General features: G+C 74.9%; 15 protein-coding genes. 5 read left to right on the top strand and 10 right to left on the bottom strand.

Annotation, left to right across the window (positions count from 1 at the left end):
- Positions 1–75: 75 nt before the first annotated feature.
- Complete coding sequence (locus ACFPGP_RS09115) at positions 76–1,170, top strand: TerC/Alx family metal homeostasis membrane protein (RefSeq protein WP_378589408.1); 1,095 nt, start codon at positions 76–78, stop codon at positions 1,168–1,170.
- Here ACFPGP_RS09115 and ACFPGP_RS09110 read toward each other — a convergent pair.
- Together ACFPGP_RS09110 and ACFPGP_RS09105 are read right to left on the bottom strand one after the other, a co-directional pair.
- Complete coding sequence (locus ACFPGP_RS09110) at positions 1,149–1,643, bottom strand: GNAT family N-acetyltransferase (protein WP_378589407.1); 495 nt, start codon at positions 1,641–1,643, stop codon at positions 1,149–1,151. The two genes, ACFPGP_RS09115 and ACFPGP_RS09110, sit on opposite strands and share 22 nt — an antisense overlap.
- Complete coding sequence (locus ACFPGP_RS09105; RefSeq protein ID WP_378589405.1) at positions 1,624–2,109, bottom strand: zinc-ribbon domain-containing protein; 486 nt, start codon at positions 2,107–2,109, stop codon at positions 1,624–1,626. The genes ACFPGP_RS09110 and ACFPGP_RS09105 overlap by 20 nt, the downstream gene beginning before the upstream one ends.
- A 106-nt stretch (positions 2,110–2,215) precedes the next feature.
- Here ACFPGP_RS09105 and serC point away from each other — a divergent pair, with 106 nt between their 5' ends.
- Positions 2,216–3,346 carry a phosphoserine transaminase gene (gene serC, locus ACFPGP_RS09100; RefSeq protein WP_378589404.1) on the top strand — a complete coding sequence of 377 codons (1,131 nt, stop codon included), beginning with the start codon at positions 2,216–2,218 and terminating at the stop codon, positions 3,344–3,346.
- Positions 3,347–3,400: 54 nt separating this feature from the next.
- Positions 3,401–3,889, top strand: coding sequence for a DUF6174 domain-containing protein (locus ACFPGP_RS09095; RefSeq protein WP_378589403.1), 489 nt, complete (start codon positions 3,401–3,403; stop codon positions 3,887–3,889).
- On the opposite strand, the gene ACFPGP_RS09090 is transcribed toward ACFPGP_RS09095, so the two are convergent.
- The 6 genes from ACFPGP_RS09090 to ACFPGP_RS09065 form a co-directional block, all read right to left on the bottom strand.
- A complete protein-coding gene (locus ACFPGP_RS09090; protein ID WP_378589402.1) occupies positions 3,879–4,382 on the bottom strand; it encodes an O-acetyl-ADP-ribose deacetylase in 504 nt (167 codons plus the stop codon). The two genes, ACFPGP_RS09095 and ACFPGP_RS09090, sit on opposite strands and share 11 nt — an antisense overlap.
- Positions 4,383–4,386: 4 nt before the next feature.
- On the bottom strand, positions 4,387–5,394 hold the full coding sequence (locus tag ACFPGP_RS09085; RefSeq protein WP_378589400.1) for a DNA topoisomerase IB: 1,008 nt from the start codon (positions 5,392–5,394) through the stop codon (positions 4,387–4,389).
- A 9-nt stretch (positions 5,395–5,403) separates the two neighbouring features.
- A complete protein-coding gene (locus tag ACFPGP_RS09080; protein WP_378589398.1) occupies positions 5,404–6,432 on the bottom strand; it encodes a hypothetical protein in 1,029 nt (342 codons plus the stop codon).
- Positions 6,425–7,660, bottom strand: coding sequence for an SAM-dependent methyltransferase (locus ACFPGP_RS09075; protein ID WP_378589397.1), 1,236 nt, complete (start codon positions 7,658–7,660; stop codon positions 6,425–6,427). The genes ACFPGP_RS09080 and ACFPGP_RS09075 overlap by 8 nt, the downstream gene beginning before the upstream one ends.
- A gap of 92 nt (positions 7,661–7,752) precedes the next feature.
- Positions 7,753–10,485: an FAD-binding and (Fe-S)-binding domain-containing protein gene (locus ACFPGP_RS09070; protein ID WP_378589395.1), complete on the bottom strand. Its 2,733-nt coding sequence runs from the start codon at positions 10,483–10,485 to the stop codon at positions 7,753–7,755.
- Positions 10,482–11,762 (bottom strand): hydroxyacid-oxoacid transhydrogenase, encoded by a 1,281-nt coding sequence (locus tag ACFPGP_RS09065; protein ID WP_378589393.1) that lies wholly within the window; start codon positions 11,760–11,762, stop codon positions 10,482–10,484. Before ACFPGP_RS09065 ends, ACFPGP_RS09070 begins: the two co-directional genes overlap by 4 nt.
- Positions 11,763–11,967: 205 nt before the next feature.
- On the opposite strand from ACFPGP_RS09065, the gene ACFPGP_RS09060 reads away from it, so the two are divergent.
- Together ACFPGP_RS09060 and ACFPGP_RS09055 are read left to right on the top strand one after the other, a co-directional pair.
- The gene (locus tag ACFPGP_RS09060; RefSeq protein WP_378589392.1) at positions 11,968–12,480 is read left to right on the top strand and encodes a hypothetical protein; all 513 of its coding nucleotides are present in this window, start codon (positions 11,968–11,970) and stop codon (positions 12,478–12,480) included.
- Positions 12,481–12,609: 129 nt separating this feature from the next.
- Positions 12,610–13,518, top strand: a complete 909-nt coding sequence (locus ACFPGP_RS09055) for a trypsin-like serine protease (protein ID WP_378589391.1) — start codon at positions 12,610–12,612, stop codon at positions 13,516–13,518.
- Between the two features lie 76 nt (positions 13,519–13,594).
- On the opposite strand, the gene ACFPGP_RS09050 is transcribed toward ACFPGP_RS09055, so the two are convergent.
- A complete protein-coding gene (locus tag ACFPGP_RS09050; protein ID WP_378589389.1) occupies positions 13,595–14,488 on the bottom strand; it encodes an NUDIX hydrolase in 894 nt (297 codons plus the stop codon).
- Positions 14,488–15,318, bottom strand: a complete 831-nt coding sequence (locus ACFPGP_RS09045) for a lysophospholipid acyltransferase family protein (RefSeq protein WP_378589387.1) — start codon at positions 15,316–15,318, stop codon at positions 14,488–14,490. Before ACFPGP_RS09045 ends, ACFPGP_RS09050 begins: the two co-directional genes overlap by 1 nt.
- Positions 15,319–15,327: the final 9 nt, after the last annotated feature.

The raw sequence follows: 15,327 nt of genomic DNA, 5'->3' as shown, positions 1-15,327 counted from the left end.
CTGGCGCCCCGGGTGGACACCCGGCCCGCCGGGTGAGGGAGACCTCGGACCGTTCACCGATCCGAGGAGCCCGCTGTGCCCCTGTCCGCTGTACTCCCCTCCGTCTCCCTGCCGTCGCCGGCGCCGCTGGCGCTCGACACCATCGGCACCCCCACCCTGTGGGCGGTGACGATCGGCGCGGTCATCGCCCTGCTGGCGGTCGACTTCGTCGTCACCCGGCGCCCGCACGAGGTCTCGATGAAGGAGGCGCTGGCCTGGTCGGCGTTCTACGTCGCCCTGCCGCTCAGCTTCGGCGTCTGGGTCTGGACCCAGCACGGCAGCGGGACCGGCGTCGAGTACTACACCGGCTACCTGGTCGAGAAGTCGCTCAGCGTCGACAACCTCTTCGTCTTCCTGCTGCTGCTCGCAGCCTTCGCCGTGCCGCGCGAGCTCCAGCAGCGGGTGCTGCTCTACGGCATCATCGGCGCGCTGGTGCTGCGCGGCATCTTCATCGCGCTCGGCGCGGCCGCACTGTCGGCGTTCGACGTCGTGTTCCTGCTGTTCGGGCTGGTGCTGCTGGTCACCGGCGTCAAGCTGCTCCGCGACGCGGTGCGCGGCCACGACGCCGGTCCCGACGTGGCGAACATGCGGGTGGTCCGCCTGCTGCGCCGCTGGCGCCCGGTGACCGACGACTACCACGGCCCCCGGCTCACCGTCACCCAGAACGGCGTGCGGGCCCTGACGCCCCTGGCGATTGTGGTGGCGGCCGTCTTCGTCACCGACCTGGTGTTCGCGATCGACTCGGTGCCGGCGGTCTACGGCATCACCGGCGACCCCTACCTGGTCTTCGCCACCAACGCCTTCGCGCTGCTCGGCCTGCGGGCGCTCTACTTCGTGCTCGAGGGCGCGCTGTCGAAGCTCTCGCACCTCGCCTTCGGCCTCGCGGCGATCCTCGGCTTCATCGGCGTCAAGCTGGTGCTCCACTGGGCGCACCTGGTGTGGCCGTCGGTCCCCGAGATCCCGACGCTGGCCTCGCTGGGCGTGATCGTGGCCATCCTCGCCGCGACGACGGCGACCAGCCTGGTCGCCGCGCGCCGCACCGAGGTTGCCGAGGCCGCCGAGGCCGCCGAGGCCGCCGAGGCCGCCGAGGCCGCCGAGGCCGCCGAGGCTCAGCCCAGCCGCTTGGCGTAGCAGCGCGACTGCGGCGCGTGGGCGTAGAAGCCGAACTTCGCGATCGGCGTGTAGCCCGAGGACTCGTAGAGCGCGATCGCCTCGGGCTGCGCGAGCCCGGTCTCGAGGACGGTCGCCGCGGCGCCGGCCGCGTGCGCGGTGGTCTCGAGGTGCGCGAGCATCGCGCGCGCCAGCCCGAGGCCGCGCGCGGCCGGCGCGACGTACATCCGCTTGACCTCGGCGGTGTGCCGGGTCCCCAGCGCGTCGACGTCGTCCCGGCGGCGCCACGCCCCCGAGACGACAGGCACGCCGTCGAGGTACCCGACGTAGAACGAGCCGCTCGGCGGGTCGAACATCGCCGGGTCGAGCGGCGTCTCGTCGCGCCCGCCGTAGCGCGCGACGTACTCCTCCTGCACCGCCTCGATCAGCAGCAGGGCGTCCGGGTGGCCGAAGCCCACCCGGACGAAGGTGACCTCAGGCGAGGGAGTGTCCACACCCGTCACAGAACCTGGCCTCGGGGTCGTTGCGGGTGCCGCAGGAGCGGCAGTACGGGCCGGCCGCGGCGGTGCTGCCGGCGGTCGGGGCCGGGCGGCCGTCGTCGACGGTGCGGCCCATCCCGAGGATGCCCTCACCGTCGCTGAGGTACGACGCACTGTCCTTCACCACGGGCATCGTCTCGCCCGCGCTGTAGCGCGCCGCGGTGCCGAGGAAGCCGGCGTTGAGGAAGCCGAAGCCGACCACCGTCATGAAGCCGCCGGCGGCGAACACGAGGAACCCGGCGGGCGGGCCGTCGAAGCCCGGGTCGACCGTCACGAACCGGTAGAACCCCACCGCGACCAGCACCGCACCGAGGGGCGTGAGCAGGCAGCCGAGCACGCGGAAGACGGTGCGCGCGGCGCCCTGGTCGCGCAGGCCGGGGCCGGCGGAGCCCTGCCGGTGGGTGTCGGGCGTGCTGTCCATGTGCTTTCCCCCTGGTCGTTCCCGAGCGTGACCGTGACACAATAGGCGGCCCCGACAGCGCCGTCGTGACAGACCACCCCATCCCTCCTCCGGAAGGTTGTCCTCGATGAGCGACGCTCCCGCGATCACGATCCCCGCCGACCTGCTGCCCGCGGACGGCCGGTTCGGCGCCGGGCCCTCCAAGATCCAGACCAGCCACCTCGACGCGCTGGCCGCGACCGGCACCTCCCTCATGGGCACCTCGCACCGCCAGGCGCCGGTGCGCAACGTCGTCGGCCGGGTGCGCGACGGGCTCGCGGCGCTGTTCTCGCTGCCCGAGGACCACGAGGTCGTCCTCGGCAACGGCGGCGCGACGGCATTCTGGGACGTCGCGACCTACGGCCTGATCCGGGAGAAGAGCCAGCACCTGTCCTTCGGGGAGTTCTCCGCGAAGTTCGCCAAGGCGGTACAGGCCGCGCCGTGGCTGGCCGACCCGTCGGTGATCGCCTCCGACCCGGGATCGCGTCCCGAGCCGGTGGCCGAGGAGGGCGTGGACGCCTACGCCTGGGCGCACAACGAGACCTCGACCGCCGTGATGGCGCCCGTACGCCGGCCGGCCGGGACGACGGCGGACGACGCGCTGGTGCTCGTCGACGCGACCTCGGGCGCGGGCGGCCTGCCCCTCGACCCCGCCGAGGTCGACACCTACTACTTCGCACCGCAGAAGTGCTTCGCCTCCGACGGCGGACTCTGGATCGCGATCATGTCGCCGGCCGCGCTGGCGCGGGTCGACGAGATCGCGGCGTCGGGGCGGCACGTCCCGGCGTTCTTCGACCTGCCGACCGCGGTCGAGAACTCGCGCAAGAACCAGACCTACAACACCCCTTCGGTGGCGACGCTGTTCCTGATGGCCGAGCAGCTCGACTGGATGAACGCCCAGGGCGGCCTGGCCGGCATGGTCGAGCGCACCACCGCGTCGTCCGACGCGCTCTACGGCTGGGCGGAGAAGACCGCGTACACCACGCCGTACGTCCCCGACCCCGCCGACCGCTCGCTCGTGATCGGCACCATCGACTTCGACGAGGGCATCGACGCGTCTGCGATCGCGGCGGTGCTCCGGGCCAACGGCATCGTCGACACCGAGCCCTACCGCAAGCTCGGCCGCAACCAGCTGCGCATAGCGATGTACCCCGCCATCGACCCCGCCGACGTCGAGGCGCTGACCGCGTGCGTCGACTTCGTGGTGGAGCGCCTCTGACCCGGCACCGGTACCGGCACGGAACCGTGCGGGCGGCGCACACGTCCGACCCGCATGAGCCCCGCCTCCCGACGACGCATCACCGTGCTGGCGGCGGCAGTCGCCGCGCTCGCGCTGCTCGGCGGCTGCGGGTCGGGCACGGGGTACGGCGACCCGGGTGAGGCCGGCCCGACCACCGACGGCGCGCCCACCACGGTCGACACCCCGGTCGGCGAGCGCCCGGCCTTCACCGCGGACGACTACTCCTACACGCTCGTGGTCAGCTGCTTCTGCCCCGGTGCGGGCACGCAGACCCGGATCACGGTGGCCGACGGCGAGGTGACGCAGGCGCACCAGGTCCCGCGGTCGCCCGCAGTCCCCGCGTTCCTGCGGCTCACGATCCCCGAGATCATCGACCGCGCCCTCGACCCGCGCGTCGACCGCGTCACGCTCGACTGGCCGGCCGACCAGGCGTGGCCCGACAGCGCAGGTCTCGACCCGATCCAGGACGCCGTCGACGACGAGATCGGCTACGCGATCAGCGAGGTCGAGGTCACCGGCTGAGCGCCGTCACGATCTCGTCGTACGCCGCACGACCGTAGGCGACCAGCCGGGCCTCCTCGACCGACGTCGGCGTCGAGCCCAGCGTCGAGACCGCGGCATCGATCGCGTCGCCCCGCGGCCAGCCGTAGATCCCGGCCGACACCAGCGGGAAGGCGACGGTCGAGGCCCCGAGCTCGTCGGCCACCGCCAGGGCGCGGGCGTAGCACGACACGAGCAGCGCCCGGTCGGTCTCGCCGGCCCGGTAGTTGGGTCCCACCACGTGGATGATCCACCGGGCGGGCATCCGGCCGGCGGTGGTCCAGCCGGCGTCGCCGGTGGCCAGCCCGTGCGGGAAGCGCCGGCGGCAGTCCTCGAGCACCTCGGGCCCGCCGGCCCGGTGGATCGCGCCGTCGACACCGCCGCCACCACGCATCGCGCGGTTCGCGGCGTTCACGACCGCGTCGACCTCCTGGGCGGTGATGTCGCCCTCGACCACCGTCACCCGCGCGGACACGGCCTCACCCCTGGTTGCGCAGGAGCCGGAGCACCGCACGCTCCAGCGCTGCCTGCCGCTCGTCGGCGGTCTGGAAGGTCCGCCGGGTCGTCGAGGCGATCGTGCGGCCCTCCTCGTAGGCGTCCACCACACGCGGGTCGACGTACGACGTGCGCGCCAGCGTCGGGGTGTTCCCGAGGAACTCCGCGACCTCCTTCATCGTGGCGGTGATCGCCCGCTTGCGCGACGCCTTCGACGCGCCCTTCTCCGTGGTCTCGGCCAGGGCCGCCGCGGCGATCACGGTGGCGTGCCAGGTGCGGAAGTCCTTGGCCGTCGCGTCCATCCCGGTGGTCTCGCGGACGTAGTCGTTGACGGTGGCCGAGTCGAGCGAGCGCCAGTCGCGCCCCTCCTTGTAGGCCAGCAGCCGGTCCTCGCCACCCCGGCGGCGCCGCATCGCCTCCAGCGCCTCGACCGTCGCGGGGTCGTCGATCGTGATCGAGTGCTCGACGCCCGACTTGCCGACGAAGCAGAACACGAGCGCGTCGCCCTTGCGACGCACGTGCCGCCGCTCGAGGGTGGTCAGCCCGAAGCTGCCGTGCTTGTCGGTGTAGACGTCGTTGCCGATCCGGAAGTAGCCGAGGTCGAGCAACCGGACGGCGACCGCGCACGCGCGCGTCCGGTCCATGCCGTCGTTGCCGAGATCGGTGAGCACCTGCTCGCGCGCCTTCGACAGCGCCTTGCCGAACAGCAGCACCCGGTCGAACTTCTCGCTGTCGCGCCGACTGCGCCAGGCCGGGTGGTAGAGGTACTGCCGCCGTCCGGCGTCGTCGGTGCCGACCGCCTGCAGGTGGCCGTGGGGCCACGGGCACACCCACACGTCGGTCCACGCCGGCGGGATCACCAGGTCGCGCACGCGCTGCGCGTCCTCCTCGGGCAGGCGGGCGCCCGACTCGTCGAGGTAGACGAAGCCCTTGCCCGCACGCCGGCGCGTCCAGCCCGGCTGGTCGGGCGAGCTGCGGCGCAAGCGGGTCATGCGGTGACCCTAGGAGGGCCGGTCAAGACCAGGGGGCGGCTCGTCGTGCCCGCGCTGCTTCGGGGGGCGCCGCAGCGCGAAGACCAGCGCCACGATCACCGCGAGCCCGATCCAGCCGGTGAGGAACCACGGCCACGCCGGCCGGTCCGAGGCAGGCGCCTCCGGCAGCTCGCTGCCCTCGCGGTCGACCTCGGGCGACGGCGGCGGCGACGCGATCGGCGCGGACGCCGGCGCCACCTGGCGCGCCAGGCGGGTCGGCACGTCGACCCTCAGCACCGGCGCCTCGACGCCCTCCGAGGTGACGTGGATCGAGAACTCCTCGTCCACCGCGATCGCCTCGCCCTGCCGCTCCGGCGGCAGCTGCACCTCGCCGACGAGGTCGAGGTCGGGCCAGGTGTAGAAGGCCGCCTGGCGGTAGTCGCGCACCACGACGTGCTGGCCGTCGGGCAGGAAGGCGCCGTCGGTGGCGATGCCCAGGGCGCTCCCGACCGCCTCGAGCCGGTTGGGCCGGTCGGGGTCGAGCGTCTCCGGTGCGGCGTACACGGTGCCGCCGAAGACCTCCTTGCTGACGATGTACAGGCGGCCGGTGCCGGGGTCCGCCATCAGCGTCTCGGCGTCCACCGGACCGTCGGGGTAGACCAGCTCGTACGGCGTGCCTGCGAGGTGGCGCTCGCCCGGCCCGAACGGCACCCGGGTCACCGTCACCGACGGCCGGGCCGCCGCGTTGTCGCCGATGTCGCCGACCCAGACCTTGCCCGGCCCCGCGGGCGCCAGCGCCTCGTCGTCGACCGGCTTGGCGTCCCAGGTGGTGATGCCCACGGTGCGGCCGTCCGCCGGGTCCACGGTGAAGATCCGCGCCGAGTCGCCGGAGTCGTTGACGGTGACCACCAGCCCGTCGCGTACGACCAGGCCGCTCGCCTCGGTGATCTGAGGGTCCTGGAATCGCATCTCGACGCGGCCGTCGACCTCGTCGCCGCCCACCACCGACCCCAGGAGCAGCGGCACCACGGCCGCCACGCCGAGCACGGCGTCACGCACGGTCGGCCTCCCCGCCGGCCAGGAGCTCGGCCAGCCGGGGGTGCACCGACCAGGTGGCGACGAGGTCGTCGTACTCGGTGCGCAGCTTGCCCCCGCGCACCGGCGATCCGGTGCGCACCGCGCGGAGCAGGGTGTTGCGCGGGGTGTGCTTGCTCTCGACGAATTGCATGACGTCGACGCGATAGCCCTCGAGCCGCAGCAGCGAGGCCCGCAGCGCGTCGGTCATGGTGTCGGCGAACCGCTCGCGCAGGATGCCGTGCCGGGTCAGCGCGGCGTACGGCGACGGCGTCTGCTGCTTGCGCAGCTGCGCGGCGATGTCGTGGTGGCAGCAGGGCGCGGCGAGCACCAGCCCGGCTCCCCAGCCGACCGCCCGCGCCAGCGCCTCGTCGGTCGCGGTGTCGCAGGCGTGCAGCGCCAGCACCACGTCGGGTGGCTCGGGCAGGGTCGCGTCGTGGATCGTGCCGACCACGAACTCCGTCGCACCGCCGAGCCGGTCGCCGAGCTCGCGGGCGATCCGCTCGTTGTGCTCGCGCGACTGCTCGCGCACGTCGACCCCGATCAGCCGCACCGGGAGCCCGCGCACGTTGCCGAGGAACTGCAGCGCCGAGAAGCTGAGGTAGCCGTTGCCGCACCCGAGGTCGACGATGCGGAGCGGGTCGTCGGGGGTCGGCGTGCGGACGTGCCCGCCGGCCAGGGCGTCGGTGAGGGAGGCGTCGAGGATGCGCAGGAACTCCTCGACCTGGCGGTACTTCGCCTGCCGGCTGGGCTTGACGCGGCCCTCGTGGTCGGAGATGCCGAGGGCCACGAGGGCGGCGTCGTCCTCGGGCAGCAGCCGGCCCTTGTCGCGGTCGTGGTCGCGGTCGACCTCGACGTCGTCCGCGCGGTCCGTGGTGTGCACCAGCGCCTCGCCCTTGCGCGTCACCCGCAGCTGGTGCTGCTGGGTGGTGGTCTCGACGTGCCAGTTGCCGAAGGGCTCGTCGAGCAGCGCGTCGACCGCCTCGCGCGCGGGCTCACCGGGGGCGTGGTTGGCGGTGAAGGCCTGGGTCTCGTCGTACGTCGTGACCTGCAGGTGGCGGCCCGTCTTGAGGTCGACGTAGCGCAGCTCGGCGCGCCGCCAGCGCGGCGTCGCGCCCTTCTGCCGACCCGAGGCGACGGCGCGCACCAGCGCGTCGGGGTCGAGCAGGTGCGACCGGAGTCGGGTCAGCGCACGCAGGAGGGGCTCGGCCATCACACCACCGCGGCGACGACGACGATCAGGATCAGCAGGCCCAGGGCCACCGGGATGATCAGGCGGCGGTGGCGAGGGTTCACGAGCCGAGCCTACTGAGCGGGGCGAGCCAGCAGCTCGGCCAGGTGCTGCGCCGGGACGCCGGCGAGGTCCGCGAGCTGGTGGCGGCACGACAACCCGTCGGCGAGCACCACCGCGCCGGGACCCGCGGCCCGCACCGCCGGCAGCAGGTGCGACTCCGCCACGGCGACCGAGACGTCGTAGTGGCCGCGCTCCATGCCGAAGCTGCCGGCGAGCCCGCAGCACCCCGGCACCCGGGTCACGGTGGCCCCCGCCGCGCGGAGCAGCGCCTCGTCCTTCTCCCACCCGAGCACCGACGCGTGGTGGCAGTGCGGCTGCGCGACCACCTCGACGCCGGCGAGGTCGGGCGGCGTCCAGGCCCCGGCCTCGAGCTGCCGGGTCAGCACCTCGGCCAGGGTGCTGATCTCCACCGTCCCGCCGACGAGCTGGGCGGCGTCGCCCCGCAGCATCGCCAGGCACGACGGCTCGAGGCCGACGACCGTGCCCCGCCCGGCGTACGGCGCCAGGGTGCGCACCGCGTCGGCGACTCGCGCCCGCGCCTCGTCGAGCTGGCCGGTGGTGAACCAGGTCAGCCCGCAGCAGGCGGCCTCCGGCACCACCGCCGCCCGCAGGCCGGCGGCCGCCAGCACCTCGACCGCGGCGGCGGCGGTCTGCGGCAGGAAGCGGTCGGTGAAGGTGTCGGCCCAGATCCAGACGTCGACGTCGGCGGGCGGCTCCCCCGCGGCCCGGCGGGCGCTGGTGCGGGCCAGGGCAGGGAGCGAGCGGCGACGGTCGACGCCGGCGACGGCCTTGGCCAGCGCGGCCACCGGCCCCCGCACCAGCGCGCCCGAGCCGGGCGGCGCCAGCGCGGCCCACCTCGGCAGGGCGCCGAGCACGTGGTGCGCGCGGGGGCGACGCCGCCCGCGGTACTGCTGGTGCAGCGCCTCCGCCTTGTACGTCGCCAGGTCCACGCCGGTGGGGCAGTCGCTCGCGCAGCCCTTGCAGCCCAGGCAGAGGTCGAGCGCCTCGGCCACCGCCGGGTCGTCCAGGCCGTGCACCAGCGTGCCGTCGAGGGCCTCCTGCAGCACCCGCGCGCGGCCGCGGGTGGAGTCCTTCTCCTCGCGGGTGGCGACGTAGGACGGGCACATCACGCCGCCCGGCCGCGGCGCGACGCACTTCCCGACACCCGTGCAGCGGTGGACGGCCGCGGCCAGGGAGCCCCCGTCGTCGACCATCCGCAGCGCGAGCGCCGGCTCGTGCCCCGGTCGGGCCGGGCGCAGGTCGGCGTCGAGCGGGGCCGGGTCCACGAGCACCCCGGGGTTGAGCAGGCCCTCGGGGTCGGCCACCGCCTTGGCCGCGGCGAACAGCGCGAGCGAGCGCTCGTCGTACATCAGGGGCAGCAGCTCCGAGCGGGCCCGGCCGTCGCCGTGCTCGCCGGAGAGCGAACCGCCGTACCGCTGGAGCGCCGTGGCGCCGGCGACCAGGAACTCGCGGAACCGCCGGCCGCCGTCGTCGAAGGCGAAGTCGATCCGCACGTGCACGCAGCCGTCGCCGAAGTGGCCGTACGGCACGCCCTGCAGGCCGTGCTCGTCGAGCAGGCCGTCGAGGTCGCGCAGCCAGGCGCCGAGGTGCTCGGGCGGGACGGCGGTGTCCTCCCAGCCGCTCGACGCCGGGCGCTCCAGGCTGCGGGCGGCGAGGCCGGCGCCGTCCTCGCGGATCCGCCAGAGGGCGGCGGCCTCGCGCTCGTCGTCGACCAGCCGGTGGTCGAGGGCGCCGGCCGCGGCCACCACCGCGGCGGCCGCTGTGGCAGTGTCGCTGGTGGTCTCGACGAACAGCCAGCCCGCGCCTCGCGGCAGCGGCGGCACCGAAGCGACCAGGTCGGTGATCCGGTGGTCGAGCCCCTCGCAGGCCACCAGCCGCGGGCCGCTGGCCAGGATCGCGGGCACGGCGTCCGCCGCCTCCGCCATGCTCGGGTAGCCCAGCACGACGAGGGTGCGCGGCTCCTCGGGCACCAGGTCGACGGTCGCCTCGAGCGCGAGCCCGAGCGTGCCCTCCGACCCGACCACGAACCGGTCGACGCGCCCGCCGCGCTCGGGCAGCAGGTGCTCGAGCGCGTACCCGCTCACCTGGCGCGAGAAGCGCCCGAAGTGCATGCGCACGTGACCGAGGTCGTCGGCGACGAGGTCGACCAGCGCGCGACCGACGGCGCCGTCGCCCGCACGCCCGACCTCGCCGGTCCCCCACACCACCTGCAGGTCGCGCACGGTGTCGGCAGTGCGGCCGTAGCCGAGCGCCCGCGAGCCGCAGGCGTTGTTGCCGACCATCCCGCCGATCGTGCAGCGGGTGTGCGTCGAGGGGTCGGGGCCGTAGCGCAGGCCGTACGGCGCGGCGGCGCGCTGCAGGTCGGCGTGCACGGTGCCGGGCCACACCCGCGCGGTGCGGGCCTCCGGGTCGACCTCGAGCACCTTGCCGAGGTGGCGCACGGTGTCGAGGACCAGGCCGGGCCCGACCGCGTTCCCGGCGATCGAGGTGCCGGCGCCGCGGGCGGTGACGGGCACGCCGACCGCGCGGGCCGCCTCGAGCGCGGCCACGACCTCGTCCGGGTGCCGAGGCCGGGCGACGGCCCGCGGGACCACCCGGTACAGGGAGGCGTCGGAGGAGTAGAGCGCCCGGGTCAGCGTGGAGGCGTCGACGTCGGTCACGCCGCGGCCGCGCAGCTCCGCGAGCAGGTCACCGGTCGCGGGGTCGGGCGGGGCGCCGGTCACCAGAGCTCCAGCGACCGCCGGAACACCCCCGCCAGGTCGTCCGGCGTCACCTCCAGCGGGGCGGTCGCGAGCAGCCGCTGCTGCTGCAGGGCGCCGGCGACGAGGTCGTCGACGTCCGCCTCGCCGTACCCGATCGCGGCGAGGCCGGGCGGCATCCCGACGTCGCGCATCAGCGCGGAGACCACCGCCGGGAGCTGGTCGGGGCCGTCGGGCACCCCCGCGCCGTCGGGGTCGAGCAGCCGCGCGGCCCGCAGGTGGCGCGCGGGGTCGGCGTCGAAGGTGAGCCGGAACGCCGCGGGCGCGGTCAGTGACACCGCCATGCCGTGCGGCACCATCGGCTCGTCCTGCGGGTAGTCAGCGGGCCGGTAGCCGCGCACGCGGCCGGCGATCGGGTAGGCGTTCGCGTGCGGCACGTGCACGCCGGCGTTGCCGAAGCCGATGCCGGTGAAGGTCGCCGCCGTCGCCATCTGCTCGCGGGCCACGACGTCGTCGCCCCGGTGCACCGCCGTGCGGAACGCGCCGGCCAGCAGCACCAGCGACCGCTCGACCCACAGGTCGGAGATCGGGTTCGCGCCGCAGTAGGGGACGCGCTGCTCGGGCTGCCTGGCCGGGAAGGACGAGTAGGGGCGCGCCGTCCAGCTCTCGAGCGCGTGGCAGAGCAGGTCCATCCCGGAGCTCGCCGTGACCATGGCCGGCTGCGACCAGGTCAGCTGCGGGTCGACCACCGCCAGGGTCGGGCGCAGCCGGGGGTGGCTGATGCCGCTCTTGACGTGCTGGTCGAGCACGTCGAGGACGCAGACCGTGGTGCTCTCGCTACCCGTGCCGGTGGTGGTCGGCACGGCGACGAGCGGGAGCAGCGGGTGGGCGGGGGCGCGCCCCCCTCCCACGGGCGCGTTGACGTAGTCGAGCACCGTGCCGGGGTTGGTGAGCAGCAGCGAGATCGCCTTGGCCGTGTCGATCGCCGATCCTCCGCCGACCGCGACCAGCGCGTCGTACGGTCCGGAGGCGCGGGCGAAGTCGGCGGCGTCGGCCAGCGAGGCGTCGGTCGGCTCGACCCGCGCGCGGTCGTACGTCGTGACGTCGAGCCCGCGGTCGGCCAGCCGCTCCGCGATCGCGGCGGGGTGCCCCGCGGCGGCCACCCCGGGGTCGGTCACCAGCAGCACGCGCCGCGCCCCGAGCTGCTCGAGGTCGAAGCCGATCTCGGCCGACGCACCGGGCCCGAACTTCAGTGCCGGGGCGCCGTAGGTGAAGACCTGCTCCGCAGACGGCTCGGGCACGGGCGCTCCTCGGCGGTGACGTGGGCCAGACCGGCCCTCGCGGGGCGGGCTCGCAGATCAACGAGACGGTAACAACCCGTCCACAGTCTCTCCACAAACGCGTGTCGGCGTGGGACGCGCCGGGCGCCCTCCCTATCGTGGCAAGCGAGGTCTCGGGCGCAGGGAAACCGTTCCATCAGGCACGCCCGGACCACGGGAGCAGAGCATGAGCACGACCGAGCCGCAGGGACCGACCATGACGACCGGGCCGGCGACGACCACGGGTCCGGCCCGCCGCGACCTCGTCGAGGCGTGGTACGACGACCCGACCCGCCGCCCCGACGCCCTCGCCCCCGACCCCGTCGCCCCGCCGCTGCCCGCGCGCCCGGGCAGCCACGCCGGGGACGACACCGGTGTCGAGGAGGTCGCACGCCGGGTGGTGAAGCGGCTGCTCGACACCGAGCAGGCGATGCTGCGCCACCTCGAGGCGATCGAGGCCGAGGCCGAGCGCCGTACCGACCTCCTCATGGCCCAGGCCGAGCTCGACGCGGAGCTGATCCGCCTCAACGCCCGTCGCGAGGCCCACCGGATCGCGATGGGCGCCGGCGCCCCGGCCACGCCCGAGCTCGAGGCCGACCGCCGCACCCTCGACGAGCTCACCGACTCGCTGGCCCGCTTCGCCGACGAGGTCGACGCCCTCCACCCCACCGACTCCTCGGCCTCCCACCGCGCCCACTGACTCGCGCGGGGTGTCTGCCGGCGTCGCCGGCAGACCGGTTTTGGGTAACTCTCACGACGAACGCCGCCGCGGCGCGGCTGCCGGGTTACAACCGAGGGTCGGATACACCCACCGTGTGAAGGAGCCCTGATGCTCAAGAAGTTCACCGGCCTCGCGCTGGCGCCACTCGCGCTCGCCCTGGCCCTGCTCGCCGCCCTGATCGCCCCACCCTCGCTCGCGGTCACCGGCAAGAACATCGCCCCCGACTTCGAGCACGAGTACGTCGGTCTCGTCGCCTTCTACGACGCCGACGGCAACTTCCTCCACCGCTGCACCGGCACGCTGCTCTCCCCCGAGGTCTTCCTGACCGCCGGGCACTGCGTCGCCGCCGACGACGCCGGCAACGTCGCCCCCTCGGCCCGCATCTGGTTCGAGCAGGACGCCGGGGTCGGCTACGACCCGGCCACCGGAACGCCGGCCCCCTCGGGCTACCCCGAGTCGGGTGGCGTCACCTCGACGATGCTCTACAACTACGGGTTCACCGACCTCGGCTCGATCCCGGAGACGCACGACGCCGGCCTGATCGTGCTCGCCCCGGGCGCGGTCGCGGACGTGTACCCCGACATCGACACCTACGGCACCCTGGCCGGCGTCGGTGACGCCTCGCTGCTCGGCACGGGTGAGGACGCCGTGGTCACGGTCTCGGGCTACGGCATCACCCGCGTCAACGGCAGGAACGGCAACCACACGGTGTCGTTCCGCGAGCGCCTGATGGGCCACGCGTTCATCATCAGCACCCGCAACACGTACACGGCCGGCTACAACCTGCAGCTGTCGTCCAACCCCGGCGGCGGCCGCGTCGGCACCTGCTTCGGTGACTCCGGCGGCCCGGTGTTCGCCGGCGACACCACCAGCGTGCTGGCGGTCAACTCGTTCGTGAAGAACTGGAGCTGTGGCGGCCAGGGCTTCTCCTACCGCGTCGACACCGCCGCGGTGCAGGACTGGATGCAGTCGGTCCTCGAGCCGCTGCACCTCTGGGACGCCGTCGCCCCGCAGTAGTCGGCGCGTCCCCTGACCGGTAGTCCCCGACGTTCCCGTGGTCGATCCCCCCGATAGACCACCCTGACGTCGGGGACTACCCCTCCCCCGCCACCGCCAGCGCGTGCCGCACGACGTCCAGCACCTCGCAGCTCCCGTCGGCGACCGCGATGACCGGCACCCACGCGGCCTCCGCGGTGGTGCCGTCGACCTCGGCCACGCGCGGCTCCCCGCCCGACACCGTCGCGGCGAAGACGAGGTGGAGGCCGTGGTAGTCCTCGAACCGCCCGGTCGGCGCGACCCCGTCGAAGTGCACGTCGTGGACGTCGAGCAGCTCGCCCACCTCGCACTCCAGGCCGGTCTCCTCGCGGACCTCCCGGAGCACCGCCGAGCGGGGCGGCTCGCCGTGGTCGATGCCTCCGCCGGGGAGGGTCCACGAGCCGGCGTGGGCGCCGAGCGCGGAGATCCGGGTCAGCAGGACCTCGGCGGCGTCGCCCGATCCCCGCACGCACAGGGCGTACGCCGCGACCCGCTGCCGCCGGAACGGCCGGTGGTCGGCGAGGGCCTCGCGCACCAGGGCGGCCACCGGCACCGAGCCGTCCATGACGCCGGCCACCGGGTGCCAGGCCGCCGCCACCGTGGAGCCGCCGACCTCCAGCACCTGCGGTTCGGGGGCGTCGGGCGCCACCCACCCGTCGTACACGATGCGCAGGGCGTGGGCGTCGACCCGGCGACCGTCGCGCCAGGTGGCGGGAAGGTGGGCGGAGTAGACGCGCGCCGTCTCGCCGACCTGGGCCTCGAGGCCGGTCTCCTCGCGGATCTCCCGCAGCACGGCGTCGCGCGGGTCCTCGCCGTGGTCGAGTCCGCCGCCGGGCAGCGTCCACAGCTCGCCGCGGGTGATGTGGGGTGCGAGGCGGGTCAGCAGGATGTGGTCGTGGCGGACGATCACGGCGTACGCGCCGACCCGCTGGCGTCGCGGCAGCCCGGCCATCAGCCGGCCTCGGGCAGCGCGGGTCGCGGCGGCAGGCTCGGCCCCCAGGTGGGCGCGACGGCCGAGCGCGGCAGAACGTCGAGCGCCAGGGCCGCGCGCCGGTCGGGAGCGTCGCCGCCGAGGTGGGCGGGGTACCACGGCGCGCCCTCGCCGGGCCGGGGCCGGTGGTCCGGGAGCCGTTGCACGTCCTCGAGGAGGCCGGTGAGCACCTCGCCGATCCGGCGGGTGGTGACGACCGGGTCGGCGTCGGGCGCCACCGGCAGCGGCGCGCCGATGCGCACGTCGACCACGCGGCCCCGGGCGAGCTCGGGCCGGATCCGCCGGCCGTCGGGGGCGCGCCCGGCCCGCCAGATCCGCTGGCCGCCCCAGAGCGCGACGGGCAGCACGGGGACGCCGGTGTCGCGGGCGAGCGCCGCGGCGCCGGGCATCAGCCCCCGGACCGTGAACGAGTGGGAGACCCCTGCCTCGGGGAAGACGCCGACCGCCTCGCCGGCCCGGAGCAGCCGCCGGGCGACCAGGTAGGAGTGCGCCGGAGCGGCGCGGTCGACCGGCACGTGGCGCATCCCGTCCATCGCCCGGCCGACGAGCGGAGCGCCCCAGATGTCGTGGCGGCACAGGAAACGGACGTGGCGTCCGCGGTCGATCCCGGCGTGGGCGAGGAAGACGAAGTCGAGGAAGGAGACGTGGTTGGCCGCGAGCAGCGCCGGGCCGTCGGCCGGCAGGTGCTCGGTGCCGGAGAGCCGGACCCGCACGCCGAGGCCGCGCAGCAGGCCCCGGCCGAGCAGCACCGTGCTGCGGTACCAACCCTCCCGCGCTCCCGTCCCGGCCACCGGGGCATT

The organism is Nocardioides taihuensis, assembly GCF_042657275.1.
In the GTDB taxonomy this organism is placed as follows: Bacteria; Actinomycetota; Actinomycetes; order Propionibacteriales; family Nocardioidaceae; genus Nocardioides; species Nocardioides taihuensis.
The sequence above is the reverse complement of the archived record's forward strand: the minus strand, read 5'-3'. Positions and strand labels throughout refer to the sequence as shown.